The sequence below is a fragment of the Enterobacter sp. 04-C-12-SI-ECC genome, assembly GCF_047530715.1.
GTDB classification, from domain to species: Bacteria; Pseudomonadota; Gammaproteobacteria; order Enterobacterales; family Enterobacteriaceae; genus Enterobacter; species Enterobacter bugandensis.
In genome coordinates this window covers 476,867-495,543 of the sequence record NZ_JBLKDI010000001.1, presented here as the reverse complement: position 1 = coordinate 495,543, position 18,677 = coordinate 476,867, and the positions used below count along the sequence as shown (strand labels likewise).

At 56.7% G+C, this 18,677-nt stretch carries 17 protein-coding genes; 11 read left to right on the top strand and 6 right to left on the bottom strand.

Annotation, left to right across the window (positions count from 1 at the left end; translation table 11 throughout):
• Positions 1-80 precede the first annotated feature (80 nt).
• The 7 genes from ACMWL8_RS02425 to ACMWL8_RS02395 all read left to right on the top strand — a co-directional run bounded on the left by ACMWL8_RS02425 (position 81) and on the right by ACMWL8_RS02395 (position 8,538).
• Positions 81-1,283 (top strand): NAD(P)/FAD-dependent oxidoreductase, encoded by a 1,203-nt coding sequence (locus ACMWL8_RS02425; RefSeq protein ID WP_045260580.1) that lies wholly within the window; start codon positions 81-83, stop codon positions 1,281-1,283.
• Between the two features lie 140 nt (positions 1,284-1,423).
• On the top strand, positions 1,424-3,043 hold the full coding sequence (locus ACMWL8_RS02420) for a TIGR04028 family ABC transporter substrate-binding protein (RefSeq protein ID WP_045260581.1): 1,620 nt from the start codon (positions 1,424-1,426) through the stop codon (positions 3,041-3,043).
• Positions 3,044-3,053: 10 nt separating this feature from the next.
• Entirely contained in the window at positions 3,054-3,998 is a 945-nt protein-coding gene (locus tag ACMWL8_RS02415) for an ABC transporter permease (protein ID WP_045260582.1), read from the top strand.
• Complete coding sequence (locus ACMWL8_RS02410) at positions 3,995-4,846, top strand: ABC transporter permease (RefSeq protein ID WP_414751543.1); 852 nt, start codon at positions 3,995-3,997, stop codon at positions 4,844-4,846. Before ACMWL8_RS02415 ends, ACMWL8_RS02410 begins: the two co-directional genes overlap by 4 nt.
• Positions 4,843-6,450: a dipeptide ABC transporter ATP-binding protein gene (locus ACMWL8_RS02405; protein ID WP_045260584.1), complete on the top strand. Its 1,608-nt coding sequence runs from the start codon at positions 4,843-4,845 to the stop codon at positions 6,448-6,450. The genes ACMWL8_RS02410 and ACMWL8_RS02405 overlap by 4 nt, the downstream gene beginning before the upstream one ends.
• A complete protein-coding gene (locus tag ACMWL8_RS02400) occupies positions 6,447-7,436 on the top strand; it encodes a putative FMN-dependent luciferase-like monooxygenase (protein WP_045260585.1) in 990 nt (329 codons plus the stop codon). Before ACMWL8_RS02405 ends, ACMWL8_RS02400 begins: the two co-directional genes overlap by 4 nt.
• Before the next feature lie 10 nt (positions 7,437-7,446).
• A complete protein-coding gene (locus ACMWL8_RS02395) occupies positions 7,447-8,538 on the top strand; it encodes an alkylhydroperoxidase domain protein (protein ID WP_045260586.1) in 1,092 nt (363 codons plus the stop codon).
• A 6-nt stretch (positions 8,539-8,544) separates the two neighbouring features.
• Here ACMWL8_RS02395 and araJ read toward each other — a convergent pair whose 3' ends face one another.
• The 3 genes from araJ to ACMWL8_RS02380 form a co-directional block, all read right to left on the bottom strand.
• The gene (gene araJ / locus ACMWL8_RS02390) at positions 8,545-9,720 is read right to left on the bottom strand and encodes an MFS transporter AraJ (protein WP_041909850.1); all 1,176 of its coding nucleotides are present in this window, start codon (positions 9,718-9,720) and stop codon (positions 8,545-8,547) included.
• Positions 9,721-9,907: 187 nt separating this feature from the next.
• Positions 9,908-10,414, bottom strand: a complete 507-nt coding sequence (locus tag ACMWL8_RS02385) for a YbjP/YqhG family protein (RefSeq protein WP_045260587.1) — start codon at positions 10,412-10,414, stop codon at positions 9,908-9,910.
• A complete protein-coding gene (locus tag ACMWL8_RS02380; protein WP_045260588.1) occupies positions 10,414-10,782 on the bottom strand; it encodes a hypothetical protein in 369 nt (122 codons plus the stop codon). The genes ACMWL8_RS02385 and ACMWL8_RS02380 overlap by 1 nt, the downstream gene beginning before the upstream one ends.
• Positions 10,783-11,044: 262 nt before the next feature.
• Between ACMWL8_RS02380 and ppk2 the strand changes: the two genes are divergently transcribed.
• The 3 genes from ppk2 to ACMWL8_RS02365 all read left to right on the top strand — a co-directional run bounded on the left by ppk2 (position 11,045) and on the right by ACMWL8_RS02365 (position 12,477).
• Positions 11,045-11,863, top strand: a complete 819-nt coding sequence (gene ppk2, locus ACMWL8_RS02375) for a polyphosphate kinase 2 (protein WP_045260589.1) — start codon at positions 11,045-11,047, stop codon at positions 11,861-11,863.
• 102 nt (positions 11,864-11,965) lie between these two features.
• Positions 11,966-12,154 (top strand): type II toxin-antitoxin system CcdA family antitoxin, encoded by a 189-nt coding sequence (locus ACMWL8_RS02370; protein WP_045260590.1) that lies wholly within the window; start codon positions 11,966-11,968, stop codon positions 12,152-12,154.
• Positions 12,154-12,477: a CcdB family protein gene (locus ACMWL8_RS02365; protein WP_045260591.1), complete on the top strand. Its 324-nt coding sequence runs from the start codon at positions 12,154-12,156 to the stop codon at positions 12,475-12,477. Before ACMWL8_RS02370 ends, ACMWL8_RS02365 begins: the two co-directional genes overlap by 1 nt.
• Positions 12,478-12,525: 48 nt before the next feature.
• Here ACMWL8_RS02365 and fdnI read toward each other — a convergent pair whose 3' ends face one another.
• The 3 genes from fdnI to fdnG are packed head-to-tail and all read right to left on the bottom strand — an operon-like array spanning position 12,526 to position 17,118.
• Complete coding sequence (fdnI, locus tag ACMWL8_RS02360) at positions 12,526-13,182, bottom strand: formate dehydrogenase-N subunit gamma (RefSeq protein ID WP_028013252.1); 657 nt, start codon at positions 13,180-13,182, stop codon at positions 12,526-12,528.
• A complete protein-coding gene (gene fdxH, locus ACMWL8_RS02355) occupies positions 13,175-14,059 on the bottom strand; it encodes a formate dehydrogenase subunit beta (RefSeq protein WP_045260592.1) in 885 nt (294 codons plus the stop codon). The genes fdnI and fdxH overlap by 8 nt, the downstream gene beginning before the upstream one ends.
• A gap of 11 nt (positions 14,060-14,070) precedes the next feature.
• Positions 14,071-17,118, bottom strand: coding sequence for a formate dehydrogenase-N subunit alpha (fdnG, locus tag ACMWL8_RS02350; protein ID WP_120266870.1), 3,048 nt, complete (start codon positions 17,116-17,118; stop codon positions 14,071-14,073).
• Between the two features lie 221 nt (positions 17,119-17,339).
• On the opposite strand from fdnG, the gene yddG reads away from it, so the two are divergent.
• The gene (gene yddG, locus ACMWL8_RS02345) at positions 17,340-18,218 is read left to right on the top strand and encodes an aromatic amino acid DMT transporter YddG (RefSeq protein WP_045260594.1); all 879 of its coding nucleotides are present in this window, start codon (positions 17,340-17,342) and stop codon (positions 18,216-18,218) included.
• Positions 18,219-18,677: the final 459 nt, after the last annotated feature.

Here is an 18,677-nt window from a genome sequence, read left to right as displayed (position 1 = left end):
AAGAAGTTGTCGGAGTTAACTCCGACAAGTATAGTGGCAGTTATGTCAGGCATGAAGCCTGGCGGGAGAAAGGATCGAATATGAAAAAGCAGATTTTAATCGTAGGCAGTGGTTTTGCGGGTATGTGGGCAGCCGTGAGCGCGGCACGTCTCTCTGAGAAGCAGGGTAATAACAGTCTGGAGATTGCGGTTCTGGCCCCCTTACCCGAACTCCGCGTTCGGCCACGCTTCTATGAGGAGAAGGTGTCAACGCTGGTCGCCCCGTTGACTGACCTGTTTGCCGAGCTTGATATCACATTCATTGCCGGACACGCGGAACAAATTGATACCACGGCGAAAACCGTTTTATACCGGATGTCCAATGGCGCGCATGCTACGGCTTCCTACGATAGGCTGATCCTCGCTACGGGCAGCCAGACCAAACGCCCACCGATTGCCGGCCTGGCTGACTACGCCTTTGACATCGACCAGCTGGAATCCGCACAGGTATTTGAGCGTCACCTTGATTCACTGGCGTTACGTCCCTCCACGCCCGAGCGCAACACCGTGGTAGTCTGCGGAGGCGGCTTTACCGGCATCGAGCTGGCAACGGAGCTACCTGCCCGACTGCGTGCCCATTTTGGCGACAATACAGAGATTAAAATAGTCGTAGTTGAAAGGGGGCCAGTCATTGGCGGCCGCTATAGCGACGCATTGCGTAAAACGATTGCAGAGGCGAGTGAGGCGCTGGGCGTTGAATGGCGGCTGAAGAGTGAAGTTGAAGCCATTGATGCTCACGGCATAACGCTGAAAAACGGTGAACGTATTGCTGCTGCGACCGTCGTCTGGACCGCAGGCGTCGAGGCAAATCCCCTCAGCCTGCAGATAGACGGTGAACGCGATAGCCAGGGCCGCCTGGTTGTGACAGAGACGTTGCAGGTCCCCGCACATCCTGACGTCTATGCCACCGGCGATATGGCTCACGCCAAAACAGACGATGCGGGCAACACGGCGCTGATGACCTGCCAGCACGCGATCCAGCTAGGGAAATTTGCCGGTCATAACGCTGCCGCCAGCCTGCTGAACGTTGCTCCTTACCCTTATCGTCAGGTGAACTATGTTACCTGCCTGGATTTAGGCGCGTGGGGTGCGGTTTATACCGAGGGCTGGGAACAGGCCGTCAAATCCGTTCGCGACGAGGCGAAGAAGATCAAAATCGCCATCACTAACGAGCTGATCTACCCTCCAGCAGCGGATAAAGCAGTCGCCTTTGCCGCCGCCGACCCGCTGGCGAAATTCGTTTAGGTCCCCGCCATCGCCCCGCTAACGGGGCGTTTTTATTTTCAGTTTCCGGCAATCCTTATCTTAATTCCTTTGTTCCCTTGTTTTCCCCCGCGCCCGATGATGAATCCGACGCTAACAAGAAGATAACAAAGGAATTCACCATGCAAACCCCATTTCGTCTGCCGCTGCTGACGGCGCTGATTCTGACGACAACCGCAGCCTGGTCCGCCGATGCGCCGGTCAAAGGCGGCACGCTGATTTATCTGGAACAACAGGCGCACACCAACCTCTATCCGCCTGCCGGCGGCTTCTACCCGAACGGCGGCATTCTGAACCAGATCACCGACAAACTGACGTGGCAAAATCCAAAGACGCTGCAGGTCGAACCGTGGGTGGCCGAAAGCTGGACCACCAACGCCGATAAAACTGAATACACCTTTAAACTGCGTCCCGGTATTACCTTCTCCGACGGCACGCCGCTGGACGCCAACGCCGTAGCAAAAAACTTTGATACCTACGGTTTGGGCAATAAGACGCAGCGCCTGCCGGTGTCAGAAGTGATCAATAACTACGATCGCAGCGAAGTGGTCGACCCGCTGACCGTGAAGTTTTACTTCAAAAAACCGTCGCCGGGGTTCCTGCAGGGCACCGCCACGATTGGCTCGGGCCTGGTCTCGCTCAGCACGCTGAAGCGCAACTTTGAAGAGCTGGGAGACGCCCGGCATATCATCGGCTCCGGCCCGTTTGCGGTGAAGGACGAGAAGCTCGGCCGCGAAGTGACGCTCAAGGCCCGTAAGGACTACCAGTGGGGACCCAAAAATCTGGCGCAACAGGGTCCAGCCAATCTGGACGGCATCAAGTTTATCGTCACCCAGGAGGACAGCGTGCGCGTCGGTGCCCTGCTGGCCGGTCAGGCCGACTTTATTCGCCAGGTGCAGGCGTATGACGAAAAGCAGGCGACAGACCATGGTTATAAAATCTACGCCGCCCCAACGCGCGGGGTGAACGACAGTATCAGCTTCCGCCCGGATAATCCGCTGGTCTCCGATATTCGCGTGCGCCAGGCGCTGCTGCATGCCACGAATGCAAAGCAGGTGGTCGAGACCCTCTTCTCGGCCAACTATCCGCAGGCGAAGTCGGTGATTGCCGATTCCGCCGCGGGCTTTGTCGATCTCAGCGACAAATTGACCTTTGACCCGGCAAAAGCCAACCAGCTGCTGGACGAGGCGGGCTGGAAAGCGGGCAGCGACGGGATCCGCGCCAAAGACGGCCAGCGGCTGGCGCTGACGGTATATGAATCCCTGCCGCAGCCGCAAAACAAAGAGGTGCTGCAGCTGGTTGCCCAGCAGTGGCGTCAGGTGGGCGTGGCGCTGAGCGTGAAAGCCGGTGATGCAGGCAGCCGCACGCTGGATAACCTTGATCCACAGAAAACCCCGTTAACCGTCTCCGAAGTGGGCCGCGCCGATCCGGACGTGGTGAAAAGCATGTTCTACCCGGCTAACCGCGACGCGCTGCTGCAAAAAGGCGGCTCCAGCGACAAGGTCAAAAGCTTCCGCGACGACAAGCTGAATGCGCTGCTGGTAAATATCTCCTCAGAGGTCGATCCGCAAAAACGCCTGCAGCTGACCGGCGATGCCCAGCGCTACCTGCTGGATAACGCCTACGTTATTCCGATTTTCGAGGAGCCGCAGGTCTTTGCCGGTGCGCCGTGGCTAAAAGGCGTCAATTTTGAAGCGGTCGGCCGCCCGTCGTTCTACGGCGCGTGGATTGAGAAACACTGAGGAGCTGACGATGCGCCACGCACTTCTTCAACGTCTTGGGCACGGGCTGCTGGTGCTGTGGGCCGCCTTTACCCTCTCGTTCGTGTTGCTCCAGGTGCTGCCTGGCGACGCGGTGCTGATTAAATTTCAGAACCCGGACCTGGGCCTAAGCCCGGCGCAAATCGAGGAGATGCGCGTGGCCTACGGCGCGGACAGCCCACTGTGGCAGCAATACGGCCACACGCTGCTGGCGATGCTGCGCGGAGATTTCGGCTACTCGTTACAGGCCGGGGTGCCGGTCAGTGAGCTGATTGCCAGCAATCTGCCGGATACCCTGAGCCTCGCCCTGCCCGCCTTTGTACTCGCGGTCCTGCTGGCGTTTGCGCTGGCCTTTGCGTCGCGTCTGCCGGGTTTGCGCTGGCTGAGTAATACCCTCCAGTCCCTGCCGGTCCTGTTTATCTCCTTACCCACGTTCTGGCTGGGGATTGCCCTTATCCAGCTCTTTTCTTTCCAGCTGCGGCTGATCCCGGTGATTAACCCGACGCCGCTGCAGGGGCTGATCCTGCCGATCGTGACCGTCGCGATCCCGATCTCCGCCCCGCTGGCGCAAATTCTGATGCGCAGCCTGGACCAGGTGGCGACGCAGCCGTTTGTCGCCGTTGCCCGCGCCAAAGGACTGAGTGAAACCGCCGTCCTGTGGCGTCACGTCACCGGCAACGCGCTGCTGCCGGTACTCAATATTGCCGGGCTGCTGCTGGGCGAACTGATTGCCGGAGCGCTGATCACCGAAACCGTATTTGGCCGCAGCGGGCTCGGGCAGCTGACCCAGCAGGCGGTGAACAACCAGGACATCGCCGTGCTTCAGGCGGTGGTCATGATTTCCGCTCTCGGCTTTGTCCTGATCAATCTGCTGGTGGACCTGCTGATGCCGCTGCTGGATCCCCGTCTGCAAACCGTTACCGGAGGTGCATCATGAGCCTGGTCGATTACGCTGCCGCCGCGCGAAAACGCGTTCCCGGCTGGCAGGGCGTCGCGTGGCAGCCGGGACTGTGGCTGGCGTGGGCGGTGATTATTCTCGCGATTTTTGCTGCCGTAGCCCCCGGCCTGTTAACCCACTACAGCCCGATTGAGGGCATCGCCGGAGCGCAACGTCTGGCACCGCAGGCGGGACACTGGCTCGGCACCGATCAGCTTGGCCGCGATGTTTACGCGCGCATTGTGTATGGTGCGTCCTACTCCCTGAGCGCAGCGCTCGCTGCCGTCACGATGGGGCTGGTGGTGGGCACCGGTCTGGGGGTGATCGCCGGCGCGTTCGCTGGACGCGTCGAATCTTTCCTGATGCGTTTTGTCGATGTGCTGTTGTCCATTCCGTCTCTGCTGCTCTCGCTGACGGTCATTATTCTGCTCGGGTTTGGCACCGTTAACGCCGCCATTGCCGTCGGCGTGGCCTCCATCGCCAGCTTCGCCCGCCTCGCGCGCGGTGAAGTGGTGCGCATCCGCCATACGGATTATGTCGAGGCGGCGTTTGGCAGCGGCGGGACGTTCCTGGCGGTCCTGTGGCGACACATCCTGCCCAACGCCTTAACCGCCGTCCTCGCCTTTGCCACGCTGCAGTTTGGTCAGGCCATTCTGGCCCTCTCCACGCTGAGCTTTCTCGGCTACGGCACCCCGCCGCCCGTTCCGGAATGGGGCTTATTGATTGCCGAAGGCCGTAACTATCTCTCTACCGCCTGGTGGTTAACTACCTTCCCCGGCGTGGTCGTCATCGCCGTCGTGCTTGCCACCAACCGTATCAGCCAGCAGTTCAGCGGAGGCCTGAAATGACCGTACTCTCGGTAGAAAACCTGACCATCAGCTACCGTACCGCGCGCCAGTGGCGCGAGGTGGTGCATAACGTCAGCTTCACCCTCCGGCGGGGGGAAATGTTGGCCTTTGTCGGTGAATCCGGCTCCGGCAAAACAACCACGGCACAGGCGATCATCGGTCTGCTGGCGGATAACGCCCGACGCGATGCCGGGAAAATCGTGCTCAACGGCGAGGAGATTAGCCGGTGGTCAGCGAAGCGTCTCGATACCCTTCGCGGCGCGCGAATCAGCCTGGTTCCGCAGGATCCGGGTAATTCACTCAACCCGGTCAAGACGATCGGCGTACAGGTCGGGGAAATTATTCAGCAGCACCAAAAGGTAACGGCACTCCAGCGCGACGAGCAGGTGCTCGCCCTGCTGACAAAGGTCGGCCTGAGCCATCCCGAACAGCGCATGAAGCAGTATCCGCATCAGCTCTCCGGCGGGATGAAACAGCGCGTGCTGATTGCCATCGCCATTGCGCTGCGCCCGGACGTGATCGTCGCCGATGAGCCCACCAGCGCGCTGGACGTGACGGTGCAAAAACGCATTCTCGATCTGCTGGATATCCTGCGTCGGGAATCGGGTACTGCGGTTCTGTTTGTCACTCACGATCTGGCGTTGGCCGCGCAGCGTGCGGATAGGCTGTTGGTGTTTCGCAACGGCGAGGTTCAGGAGCACGGCGACACCGCCGACATTGTCCGCACGCCGCAGCACGCCTACACCCGCCAGCTGTTGAGCGATCTCCTGGGCCAGCGCCTGACCATTGCCCCGGTAGCTGGCCTTCCGCTGGCGTCACCGGCCATTCGCGCCCGCGCCATCAGCAAACGGTTCTCGCTGGGCAAAGGTCATCACCTTCAGGCGCTGGATCGGGTGACGTTTGACGTCAGGCGCGGCAGCACGCATGCGCTGGTCGGTGAATCCGGCTCCGGGAAAACCACCCTCGCCCGTATTTTGCTGGGATTTGAACAGGCGGACAGCGGACAGGTCATTATTGATGATATTGATGCCACCGACCTCAGCCGCGAGGCCCGACGCCAGCTGCGCCAGAAGATCCAGTTTGTCTACCAGAACCCGTTCGCCTCTCTCGACCCGCGTCAGACGCTGTTCGAGATCGTCGAAGAGCCCCTGAAGAATTTTTCTCGCCTGAGCAAAGCGGAGCGAAAGGTCCGGGTGGAGACCGTGGCGCAGCGGGTTGCCCTGCCCGTCGAACTCCTGAGCCGTACCGCCCGGGAGCTTTCAGGCGGGCAGCGCCAGCGCGTAGCCATTGCCCGGGCGCTGATTCTGGAGCCGACTATTCTGGTGCTGGACGAAGCCACCTCCGCGCTGGACGTCACCGTACAGGCGCAGATTCTGGCACTACTTCAGCAGCTGCAGCAGCAGCTGGGATTAACCTACCTGTTCATCACGCACGATCTCTCTACCGTTCGCCGGATCGCCCACAGCGTCACGGTGCTGCGCAGCGGTCAGGTGGTCGAACACGGTGACGTCGAGACCTTATTCACGTCGCCGCAGAACGACTATACCCGCGAGCTGATTGCCGCCATTCCCCATTTTTCACCCGCTACGGAGGAGTTCGCATGACGCGAAAACGCCTGGGATTTTTCACCCGCCTGCTTGACGACGCCACGCCGAAGGAGCGCTATCGTCTGGCAACCGAACAGATCCGCCACGCCGAACGCCACGGTTTTGACAGCGCCTGGATCGCGCAGCACCACTTCCACGAAAGTGAAGGCGGCCTGCCGTCGCCGCTGCTGTTTCTGGCCCACGTTGCGGCGCATACCGAAACCATCCGCCTGGGGACGGCCATCATTACCCTGCCGATGGAAAACCCGCTGCGCGTGGCGGAAGATGCGGCGGTGCTGGATTTACTCGCCGATGGTCGTCTCGAAGTCGGTTTTGGTTCGGGCGGCACGCCGACCTCTTTCCTGCCGTTCGGACTGACGTTTGAACAGCGCGGCGCGGCCTTTGCTGACCATTTGCATGTGATCCAGAGCGCCTGGCGCGGGGATTCTCTCACCCATCCGGATAATCACCTTTACCCGCCAGCGCCACAGCTGGCTGAACAGATCTGGATTGCCACCTTTTCCGTCGACGGTGCCGTTCGCGCCGCGCGGGCCGGACACGGTTTGATGCTCTCCCGCACGCAGCCGCGCCCGGCAGACCAGTTGGATTTAACGCTCGACGCGATCCAGAATCCGATTGTGGATGCCTACCTTGAGGCACTGCCCGCCGGTATCGCACCGCGCATTCTGGCCTCCCGTACGGCATTCGTCGCCGACAGCGATGACTACGCGCTGAAGGTCGCCACGCCGGGTCTCACCAGGCAGGCCCAGCAGCATCGCGCTGCCGGACACGCGGTCAGAGGTGACACTGTCACAGATCTCCGTCGCCAGTTCGACGCCCATATCGGTTCGCCAGATACGGTGCTGCATTCGCTGCAGGCTGACTCCGTTCTCCGGCGCGCCACGGACATCTCATTCCAGGTCCATTCGGTTGAGCCCACCCATCGCGACACGCTGCGCTCCATCGAACTGATCGCCGAACATATTGCCCCCTATTTACGTTGAGGAGATACCTATGGCATTAAGTCACGACATTCTCGCCGAGCTGGCGGAAATTAAACCCGGTTCCCCTCTGGCGGAGGCGCGCGCCACGCGGGACGCCGCCACGCGCCACGCACAGGGCAGCTACGAAATCTTATTTACCCAGCAGGATAGCGATTTTGCGCTGGACGAGCGCTTCGCCGTCGCGGCAAAAGTCGCCAGGTGGCACAACGCGGAGGCGCTGGCCGCGCACTATGCGGGGTTTGGCCTGGCCGACCCGACCTCAGACCGTCTGACCCCGGCGCTGAATTTCGCGCGTCTGCTGACCTTCTCACCCGTTGAAGCCACGCCGACATCGTTAAAGGCGCTGATCCAGGCGGGTTGGAGCAAGGAAGGCATCGTGACTCTGGCGCAGCTTATCGCCTTTGTCAGCTTCCAGAGCCGACTGATTACCGGGCTGCGACTGCTGAACGACAAACCCGTCGCCAAAAGCGATGCGCCGGTGGCGGCAGGCATCTGGCATACAACCGCAACCACGGTCTCCGGGAAGACGGCTCCCGTCGCGTTCACCCAGCAGGAGCTGGGCTGGGAGCCGTGGATCGACGCCAAACCGCTGGCAGACTTCCGTGATGACGAAGTTGCCGTTCTGGCGAAATTTGGCCATACCGATTCCGACTACTTCCGCCTGCTGGGGCGCAACCTGCCGGTGCTTGAACAGCGTACGCTAACGGATAAAGGAATTTTTTATACGCCGGGGGGATTGCCGCGCGCCGAGCGCGAGCTGGCCGCAACGGTAGCCAGTAAAATTAACGGCTGCATCTACTGCGCCTCTGTCCATGCGCGCAAAGCCAGCCAGCTGTCAAAGGATGACGCGGCGGTAGAGGCCCTGCTGGCCGTACGTCCGGGACGCTCCCTGAGCGAGGGGCAATCTGCGCGCTGGCAGGCGGAAATTAATTTTGCGGCGGCGCTGTCGGTTACCCCGCCTGCCGCCACGCCGCTGCACCTTGCCGCACTGGAAAAAGAGGGGCTGGACACCTTAGCCCAGCTGGACCTGGTGCAGTCCGCCGCGTTCTTCGCCTGGGCCAACCGCCTGATGCTGACCCTGGGTGAGCCCTGGCTTGCCTGAATGCAATCAGGCTAGCGCGCGAGCGTTAGCCTGAGCCTGTCTGGCCCGCAGGTAACCGTAGATCAACAGCGCGCTCATGGCCGAGAACGAGAGGAACGCCGCAGGCAGCGTGACGTAGCGCCAGCTAAAGCCGAGGGTAATCATCATCCCACCAAAGTACGCCCCGATCGCGCTGCCGAGATTAAACGCCATCTGCCCTCCGGCCGCCCCCAGCATCTCACCGCCCTTCGCATTTTGCAGAAGCAAAATTTGCAGCGGTGCAGAGAGCGCAAACAGCCCGGCACAGCAGATAAAGCCCATCACCAGCGAGGCCGTTTTCAGTTCGCCCAGGGCGAAAAGCAGCAGCAGCGAGGCGACAATCACCATATCGGTGATGGCCGCAATGCGCAGCGGGCTAAAGCGCCCCGAGAGTTTGCCGCTCAGCAGATTGCCCAAGACCATGCCAAGGCCCATCAGCATCATGATGGCCGTCATCATCCCTTCGGAAAAGCCAGAAACGTTGACCATAAACGGCTTAACGAAGCTGAACCACGCGAACACGCCAGCATTGCCAAACATGGTGGCTGCAAAAATCAGCCAGGGTTCCGGTTTCTTCAGGAAGTGGAACTGCTCGGACAATTTGATTTCTGATTTGTCATGGATATCCGGCACCCAGAGCAGAACCGAGAGGATAACCAGCGCGTCGAACGCAGCAATCAGGAAAAAGGTATAGCGCCAGCTGAACTGGTGCCCCAGCCAGGTGCCGAGCGGGACGCCCACCAGGTTGGCCACGGTCATCCCGGCGATCATCCCGGCCACCGCGACCGTTACCTTCCCGGGTGGCGCAATTTTAGAGAGGATTATCGCCCCGACGCCAAAAATGGCCCCGTGCGGAAAACCGGAGATCAAACGCCCCAGCGCCAGCCAGAAATACGACGTAGAAAACGTAAACAGGGCATTTCCGACTGCGCACATGGCAACCAGAAACAGCAGCGTCGTTTTTAACGAGAACTTGCCGGAGAACAGCGCCACAATCGGCGCGCCAATCACCACGCCGAACGCATAAAACGAGATCATATTCCCGGCGGAGGGAATCGAAATACCGGTGTCGTGCGCCAGCTCGGTTAACACCCCCATAATGCCAAATTCAGCCATACCCAGGCCAAATGTGCCAAGCGCCAACGAAAATATTGTCTTTTTCATGCCTCAACCACCGGTTAATCATTCGCGAGGGCATTATTAAATAATCTTGTATGGTGAGCCAGTTCAAATCAGCTGGCTGACACGTTAATCCATTAATTCAGGAGTTTTCTCCAACCGCGACACGGGGGAATGGAAAACAAAAAGCCCCGGCAGGTGTCAGGGCTTTAAAGGGTTTAAGGTCTGGCTTTTACGGTGTGCTTTCTGCCGCTGCTTTAGCGCGTGTAATAGCGCCAGCATTGAAAATTGGGTGCTCGTAATTGTTCGTTACGTCACGAACGCGGTAGATTTTCCATGCATCATCTTCACGACGAAGAAATACCTCAAGGTGGATGCTTCTCCCGTTACCCGCCCCTTCAATAACCTGGACAACTTCACCGTTTAAAAATGGCCTGGCGTTTTCCACTCGTAACGCCGGTATCCATTCACGAGAGTAATCTTGGGTATACGTAAAATAGTCAGACTCTATTAACTCTTGTTCAAAGATTTCCTGAATGGCATTAATGCGATCAATCGTATCAGCAGAAACATATTTGTGCAGTTCGTCGGCAGGATAAGGCGTGGCTTCATCGCTGCCGAATACGGAAAGATAGGATTTATAAAATGATTTGGTAGCGTCTTGCGCGCTACGTCCTTGATTGGCAGTCGAACTACATCCCACCAGCAACATAACGAATGATAAAAATATTCTTTTCATCAATGCATCCTGTAAATTTTAAAGGATGGCTGCATTTTGCGGTATCCAGGCCCAGGATACATGCTTTTTTGAACGAAATCAGATATCCACTGTGTACCGTCATACATAGTCATGTGACCTATGCCATTGCCACCAGGGTAGGGCTGTATCACAGCCACATCACCAGCAATTAACGTTGAACCGGGCGGCAGCTCACTGAATCCAGCACGTAATAATTCAACCCCATAATCTTTTGCATAATCTGTGTTCGCTAACCTAACACCGCCAGCCAGAATGGCCAGGCGGGTAAACTTAGCACATTCACTATGAGAGCGCCCCAGAGCGTGTGAACGGAGATACGAAACCGCAGCGTCTTTATTCCAACTCATTCTTAGTTCCTTTAAGTAAATAAGAATGAAATTATCGCATTAACCACATTCAAGGTGTGGGATTAAACGTGCTGATTTTTTTTGAATTCGCTGCATTCTTATAGGGGAACGAGTGCTAAGCACCTTCGTGAATACTTCAGTATCTGCTAAAGAAAGTATTGTGAAATTAATTACCTAAAAACAATACGCATAATAACAAGTGGATTACACTTCATAGTGCGGCCTCGCTTTTTCCACGCCGGACAACCTGAGGATGACAATCATGGGAAGCAAAAAGAAAACCCCTGTCGCTGTTGATGTAGCATCGAATGCCCCCCTTAAGACCAAAGAGTATGAAAAAGAGCTCCGCCGCCTGCACGTCGAACTGGTTAAGCTCCAGCAGTGGGTCGTCGCCAAAGGGTTAAAAGTGTGTATTGTTTTTGAAGGACGCGACGGCGCCGGCAAAGGCGGCACCATTAAAGCGATCACCGAGCGCGTCAGCCCCCGCGTGTTTCGCGTTGTTGCGCTTCCTGCCCCAACGGATAAAGAGAAAAGCCAGCTCTACTTCCAGCGCTATGTGCCTCACCTGCCCTCGGCGGGCGAAATCGTGATCTTCGATCGCAGCTGGTATAACCGCGCGGGCGTGGAGCGGGTGATGGGGTTCTGCACGGAGGAACAGGCGGAGAAATTTTTGGACGGCGCGCCGGTTATGGAAAAAGCGATGGTCGATGCCGGAATTATCCTGCTGAAGTACTGGCTGGAGGTGACGCCGAAAGAGCAGGAGCGGCGCCTGCGCGACCGCATTAACGATGGGCGTAAGATCTGGAAACTGTCGCCGATGGATATTAAATCCTTTAACCTCTGGGACGAGTACACCCGTGCGCGCGACGCCATGTTTGAAGCCACCGATACAGCCTGGGCACCGTGGTTTGTCGCGCGTTCTGAAGATAAAAAACGCGTGCGTCTGAATATTATTTCGCATCTGCTTTCGCAGATCCCGTATAAAGAAATTCACCTCGACAAGGTGGATTTACCGAAGCGCAAAATCGGCAAAGTTAAACCCACAAAATACCCGTTCCGGTATGTAGAGGAGCGATTCTGATATAATTGGAAGGCGGCTCGCAGAATATAGATTACCAGGGGATACAGTATTGTTTTTTGTTGGCGGCGGTTGATAATGACCGCACCAACAAAGGAGATAACGATGAAACATACCACAGAAGCAGAGCTGGGCCAGAACATCACATCGCGTAAGCCCTTGTGTCATGCAGAACAAAACTCAACCAGGCGGCGGCAGCCATCAGAAGAGGATCGTGCATTTATACGGGCAATGAATGATTTTGTGGAGAAACACGGAACCATCACTGATGATGAGTTTTTCAGGGTGCTTTAATGCTGAGACAATTTAATGTTTACCGTAATACATCTGCGGCTACACGGGACAAACTTCCCTATTATATGCTCATTCAGGATGATTGTTATGATGATCTTGCCACACGCGTAATTGTGCCACTCGCGAGAAATAATAAGTTGCCGTTATGGCAGAGTCATCTGGCTCCGGGCGTAAATATCGACTTTGAAACGTTTCTGATTTATTCACCGATGATAACCAACCTTAACAACAACAAAATCAATCCTAAAGACTATGTTTGTAATTTACGTAACGCACGTCATGATGTTATAGCGGCAATTGATCGTTTATTGACTAACACATGAAAGCCCGCGCAAGCGCAGCGCCGCCGGGCAGAGCCGACGGCGCAGGTCTTACTTCATCCCTTCCGTACTTTCCTGTTTCGCCTCCAGCCGTTCCACATCACGATACCAGCGCGGGTGATGTTTCTGCGCCCAGCGGCGGCTTACCTTCCCTTCAATCATCCCTTTGATCGACCCTTTTACCCAGAACGCCATATACATATGGATCAGGATGGCATGAATCAGGATGATGGCCGACGTCGCGTGGATAAGCAGCGCGTAACGCACCACCTGTATCGGGAAGTACTGTGCAAAATACGGACGCCAGATCATCACCCCGGTCACCAGCAGCACAAAAATCATGCTCATGATGGTCCAGAACATCATCTTCTGTCCGGCATTGTATTTCCCCACCTTCGCGACTTTATGCTCGTTACCCTTCAGGACTTCGACAATTCCTTTCACCCACGGGATGTCCTGCTTGTCAGGAATATTGTGATGGACAAAGCGCACGAACATAAACATCAGCACCACGAAAATCAGCACGCCGAAGAACGGGTGCAGAATGCGTCCCATCTGCGGCGTACCGAAGGTTTCGGTCAGCCACTGCAGCGTCGGGAAGAAGAACGAAATGCCGGATACCGCCACCAGGAAGAAGCAAATGACCACCGTCCAGTGACAGGCGCGATCGACAAACTTCGTGCGCACTATCATTTTCGACTTACTCATGATGCTCCTCCTCGTCGTCATCCACCTCTTTATTCGGGCCGATACCGATGTAGTGATAGATCAGCCCCGCAAAGGTGGCGATAAAGCCCGCCGCAGAGAGCGGTTTAAGCGCCCCTTTCCACAGGTTGATGGAGGTATCGATCGCCGGATCTTTCGGCAAGTTGTGATACAGCTCCGGCTGGTCGTTGTGATGCAGCACGTACATCACGTGCGTGCCGCCCACGCCCTGCGGGTTGTAAATGCCCGCCTTGTCGTAGCCGCGCGCTTTCAGCTTGTCCACGCGCTCTTGCGCCACGTCGAGCATCTCTTTTTTGGTGCCGAAGTGGATCGCCCCGGTCGGACACGTCTTCACGCAGGCAGGCTCCTGCCCGACGCTGACGCGGTCCACGCACAGGGTGCATTTGTATACCCGGTTATCCTCTTTATTGAGGCGCGGGATATTAAACGGACAGCCCGCGATGCAGTAGCCGCAGCCGATGCAGTTATCCTGCTGGAAGTCGACGATCCCGTTGGCGTACTGAATTATCGCACCGGCAGACGGACACGCTTTCAGGCAGCCCGGATCTTCGCAGTGCATGCAGCCGTCCTTGCGGATCAGCCACTCCAGCCTGCCGTTCTGGTCGGTTTCGCTAAAACGCATCACCGTCCAGGATTTGGCGCTCAGATCCGCCGGATTATCGTAGACCCCGACGCAGTGCCCCACCTCGTCGCGGATGTCGTTCCACTCTGAGCAGGCCACCTGGCAGGCCTTACAGCCCACGCAGGAGGAGACGTCGATAAGCTTGGCGACTTCTGCCTTGTAGTCCCGCGCGCGAGGCGCGGGGGTGATCGGGTTAGTCGCGGAGCGTTTAATAATGTCTTGTGTTTCCATCGCCATTTAATCGCTCCTTACGCTTTCTCGATGTTGACCAGAAACGCTTTGTACTCCGGCGTTTGCGAGTTGGAATCGCCGACGTTTGGCGTCAGGGTGTTGGCGATATAGCCTTTCTGCGCCACCCCTTCAAAGCCCCAGTGCAGCGGAATACCGACGGTTTCCACCTGCTGGCCGTGCACGTTCAGACTTTGCAAACGACGGGTCACCACCGCCACGGCGCGAATAAAGCCGCGCTTGCTGCTTACCTTCACGCGATCGCCGTTGGCAATGCCTTTCGCCTTCGCCAGCGTTTCGCTTATCTCCACAAACTGCTCCGGCTGCGCGATGGCGTTAAGCCGCGCGTGCTTGGTCCAGGTGTGGAAATGCTCGGTCAGGCGGTAGGTCGTCCCCACGTACGGGAATTTGTCCTTTTTGCCTAAGCGCAGCACGTCCTCTTCGTAGATGCGCACCACCGGGCTTGAGACCACGTTCGGGTGCAGCGGGTTGGTCCCCAGCGGCGTTTCCATCGGCTCGTAGTGTTCCGGGAACGGCCCTTCTGCCAGCTTGTTGAGGGCGAACAGGCGCCCCAGCCCTTCCGGCTGCATGATAAACGGCCCGGTGTTGCTGCCCGGCGCGGCGGTGCTGTAGTCCGGAATGTCGTTCCCCGTCCACTTCGCCCCGTTCCACTGGATCAGCATGCGCTTCGGATCCCACGGCTTGCCGTTCACGTCGGCGGACGCGCGGTTGTACAGCACGCGACGGTTCAGCGGCCACGCCCATGCCCAGCCCAGCGTGTTGCCCAGGCCTGACGGGTCGGCATTGTCGCGGTTGGCCATCTGGTTACCCTGCTCCGTCCAGCTGCCGGTGTAGATCCAGCAGGACGATGCCGTGGTACCGTCGTCACGCAGCAGCGCAAAGCTGTTCAGCAGCTGGCCTTTTTTCGCGACCAGGTTGCCGCTCGCGTCATACAGATCCGCCAGCGCCACGCCGTTGTTCTCTTTCGCGACTTCCTCAGACTCAGGACGATCCGGCTGCTTGTAGTGCCAGCTCATCTTCAGCAGCGGCTCCGCGCCTTTGCCGCCTTCGGTGCGGTACATTTCGCGCAGACGATGATAAATGCCGGCCAGAATTTCGCCGTCGTTACGCGCTTCGCCCGGTGCATCCTGCCCTTTCCAGTGCCATTGCAGCCAGCGGCCGGAGTTGGCAATAGAGCCGTCCTCTTCCGCAAAGCAGGTGGACGGCAGGCGGAACACTTCGGTCTGAATCGACGCCGGATCGACATCGTTGGATTCCCCGTGGTTCTGCCAGAAGGTGGAGGTCTCGGTCACCAGCGGATCGATAACCACCATGTACTTCAGCTTGCTCAGGCTGCGCACGACTTTGTTTTTATCCGGGAATGACGCCACCGGGTTAAAGCCCTGGCAGATATAACCGGTGACGTCGCCCTTATCCATCATGTTGAAATACTTAATGACGTCATAAGCCTGATCCCACTTCGGCAGCCACTCAAAGCCCCAGTCATTCTCCTTCTGCGCCGCGTCGCCGTAGAAGGATTTCATCAGGCTGACGTAGAACTTCGGATAGTTGCTCCAGTAGTTCACCTGGTCCGGCAGCGTTGCTTTTGGCGTATTAGCTTCAAGATACGCTTGCAGACTGGCCTGCTTTTCCGACGGCAGCGTCAGGTAGCCCGGCAGGCTGGTGGAGAGCAGGCCGAGATCGGTTAAGCCCTGAATGTTAGAGTGTCCGCGAAGGGCGTTCACGCCGCCACCGGCCATCCCCATGTTGCCGAGCAGCAGCTGGATCATTGCCATGGTGCGGATGTTCTGCGCCCCAACGGTGTGCTGTGTCCAACCCAGCGCATACAGGAACGTGGTGGTTCTGTCAGCGGCGCTGGTGGAAGCCAGCACTTCACACACCTTCAGGAAATCGGCTTTTGGCGTTCCGCAGATGTTTTCAACAACGTCCGGCGTGTAGCGGGAAACGTGCTGCTTCAGCAAATTCCACACGCAGCGCGGATCGGTCAGGGTGTCGTCGCGTTTCGCGTAGCCGTTTTCGTCGAACTGGTAGTTCCAGGACGATTTATCGTACTGACGTTTTTCCGCGTCATAGCCGCTGAACAGGCCATCTTCAAAGGCGAAATCATCCCGCACCAACAGGCTGGCGTTGGTGTAGTGCTTAACGTATTCCGCGTTGATTTTGTTGTTTTCAATCAGGTACAGCAGCACGCCGGAAAGGAACGTAATGTCCGTACCGGAGCGGATCGGCGCATAGATATCGGCCACCGATGCCGTACGCGTAAAGCGCGGATCGACGACGATAAGCGTCGCATCGTTGTTGTTTTTCGCTTCCATCGCCCAGCGGAATCCCACCGGATGGGCTTCAGCGGCGTTACCGCCCATCACCACCACGACGTTTGCGTTTTTAATATCAACCCAGTGGTTGGTCATCGCACCGCGACCAAATGTTGGAGCAAGACTTGCTACCGTTGGTCCGTGTCAGACGCGCGCCTGGTTGTCTACCGCCAGCATGCCGAGAGAGCGCACAAATTTTTGCGTCAGCATGCCGGTTTCATTGCTTGCCGCAGATGCACACAGCATCCCGGTAGAGAGCCAGCGGTTGACCGTCACGCCCTGCTCGTTCTTTTCAATAAAGTTGGCGTCACGGTCAGCTTTCATCAGTTTTGCAATACGGGAGAACGCCTCATCCCAGGAGATACGCTGCCATTTGTCGGAGCCCGGCGCGCGGTATTCCGGGTAGCGGAGGCGGTTTTCGCTGTGGACATAGTCCAGCAGTCCCGCCCCTTTCGGGCACAGCGCCCCACGGCTCACCGGATGATCCGGATCCCCTTCAATATGGTAAATCGCTTCTCTGGCGTTCTTCGCGCCATCGCCCAGGCTATACATCAATAGCCCACAACCCACGGAGCAGTATGTGCAGGTGTTACGGATCTCTTTTGCACGCAGCAGCTTATAGTTGCGTGCCTGAGCCAGCGCCATTTTGGGAGCAAATCCCAGCATTGCGGCTGTGGTTCCGGCCATACCGCCCGCGCAGATTTTGAAAAATTGTCTGCGGCTGACGTCCATTGTTGTCCTCGTTATCTGATAAGACTTCGCGCCGCAAACTAACATTAAAGCCCCTGTTTTTTTTGCGTCAAATCAAGGTCGCCTGACGTCGCCCCCTTAATAGTCACCGCTGCCGCGTTTGAATACCCCTTAAGGGTTAAACACGTAAGAGAATAATTCGCGACAGGGTCAGAATTAATGCTATACATTTTCCCTTTGATTTTATTAGCGATGAAAACGTAATGGACAGAAAGAGAGCAACGCTCACGGGGCTGGCGGCGATACTGCTATGGAGCACAATGGTGGGCCTGATTCGCAGCGTAAGCGAGGGGCTGGGGCCCGTCGGCGGCGCGGCGATGATTTACACCCTCAGTGGGTTATTGTGCCTGGTAACGGTAGGATTTCCTGATATTAAACGTTTTTCACCCGGGTATCTTATTGCAGGCAGCGTACTGTTTGTCAGTTACGAAATGTGTCTGGCGCTGTCGTTAGGCTATGCCGCCACGCGAGCGCAGGCCATAGAAGTCGGTATGGTTAATTATCTCTGGCCGAGCCTGACGATCGTCTTTGCTATTTTATTCAACGGACAGAAATCAACGCTGTGGGTCGTCCCCGGTTTAGCTATCGCTCTGCTCGGCGTGTGTTGGGTATTAGGAGGTGAGCAAGGATTACACGTTGATGAAATAATCCGCAATGTCGTCTCTAATCCCCTTAGCTATACGCTTGCTTTTGCCGGAGCATTTATCTGGGCCGCCTACTGCACCGTAACCGCCAAATTTGCCAAAGGGCAAAACGGTATTACCCTCTTTGTTTTGCTCACTGCGCTGAGCCTGTGGGTGAAATATACTATTAGCGATCAGCCAGAAATGGTGTTCAGCTTTCCGGTTATCGTGAAGCTCGTTATGTGCGGCATTGCGCTTGGGTTTGGCTATGCGGCATGGAATATTGGCATTCTGCACGGTAACGTCACGGTGCTGGCTGCCGTATCCTATTTTACTCCCGTGCTCTCTGCCGCGCTTGCAGCCGTGCTGCTAAGCTCACCCCTCTCTTTTTCGTTCTGGCAGGGCGCGCTGATGGTCTGCGCCGGGTCATTGCTCTGCTGGTACGCTACACGAAAATAGGGTTCAGATTTATGCCGGGTTCGATTAAATCCGGCATAAAAATTAACATAAATTTAATATGTGATCACATCGTAATATATTAATCAGAACATTAGTGCATTTGTTGATGTTCTGTTTATATTAGCTTCCTTCGTTAATTCCCCCGGCATCAAATTGACATAACCTGACACCGCTGCGTAACTACTTCCCTGCGAATATTACCGCTCTTAATAACACAAAATGCAATAATATTCGCCATCATGGTTGCCAAAAAAATAAACTCATACTGATTAAATAATCGCCACAACATTTTATTCAGGCGTCATTAACCCGATCTCGATCACACTAAATGAAATTATTACTCATATTTTGAAACTTATTATTGAAAGACAACTACAAGATTTTTAAAAATAGCACGCCGTTGACGAACAGCCTCGTTTAGAAATCGTTCGCGATGGTTCAGGAAATACTGAAAAAAAA

Coding starts and splice junctions, on each gene's coding strand:
- ACMWL8_RS02425 (WP_045260580.1), top strand. CDS start 81: ATGAAAAAGCAGATTTTAATCGTAGGCAGTGGTTTTGCGGGTATGTGG.
- ACMWL8_RS02420 (WP_045260581.1), top strand. CDS start 1,424: ATGCAAACCCCATTTCGTCTGCCGCTGCTGACGGCGCTGATTCTGACG.
- ACMWL8_RS02415 (WP_045260582.1), top strand. CDS start 3,054: ATGCGCCACGCACTTCTTCAACGTCTTGGGCACGGGCTGCTGGTGCTG.
- ACMWL8_RS02410 (WP_414751543.1), top strand. CDS start 3,995: ATGAGCCTGGTCGATTACGCTGCCGCCGCGCGAAAACGCGTTCCCGGC.
- ACMWL8_RS02405 (WP_045260584.1), top strand. CDS start 4,843: ATGACCGTACTCTCGGTAGAAAACCTGACCATCAGCTACCGTACCGCG.
- ACMWL8_RS02400 (WP_045260585.1), top strand. CDS start 6,447: ATGACGCGAAAACGCCTGGGATTTTTCACCCGCCTGCTTGACGACGCC.
- ACMWL8_RS02395 (WP_045260586.1), top strand. CDS start 7,447: ATGGCATTAAGTCACGACATTCTCGCCGAGCTGGCGGAAATTAAACCC.
- araJ (WP_041909850.1), bottom strand. CDS start 9,720: ATGAAAAAGACAATATTTTCGTTGGCGCTTGGCACATTTGGCCTGGGT.
- ACMWL8_RS02385 (WP_045260587.1), bottom strand. CDS start 10,414: ATGAAAAGAATATTTTTATCATTCGTTATGTTGCTGGTGGGATGTAGT.
- ACMWL8_RS02380 (WP_045260588.1), bottom strand. CDS start 10,782: ATGAGTTGGAATAAAGACGCTGCGGTTTCGTATCTCCGTTCACACGCT.
- ppk2 (WP_045260589.1), top strand. CDS start 11,045: ATGGGAAGCAAAAAGAAAACCCCTGTCGCTGTTGATGTAGCATCGAAT.
- ACMWL8_RS02370 (WP_045260590.1), top strand. CDS start 11,966: ATGAAACATACCACAGAAGCAGAGCTGGGCCAGAACATCACATCGCGT.
- ACMWL8_RS02365 (WP_045260591.1), top strand. CDS start 12,154: ATGCTGAGACAATTTAATGTTTACCGTAATACATCTGCGGCTACACGG.
- fdnI (WP_028013252.1), bottom strand. CDS start 13,182: ATGAGTAAGTCGAAAATGATAGTGCGCACGAAGTTTGTCGATCGCGCC.
- fdxH (WP_045260592.1), bottom strand. CDS start 14,059: ATGGCGATGGAAACACAAGACATTATTAAACGCTCCGCGACTAACCCG.
- yddG (WP_045260594.1), top strand. CDS start 17,340: ATGGACAGAAAGAGAGCAACGCTCACGGGGCTGGCGGCGATACTGCTA.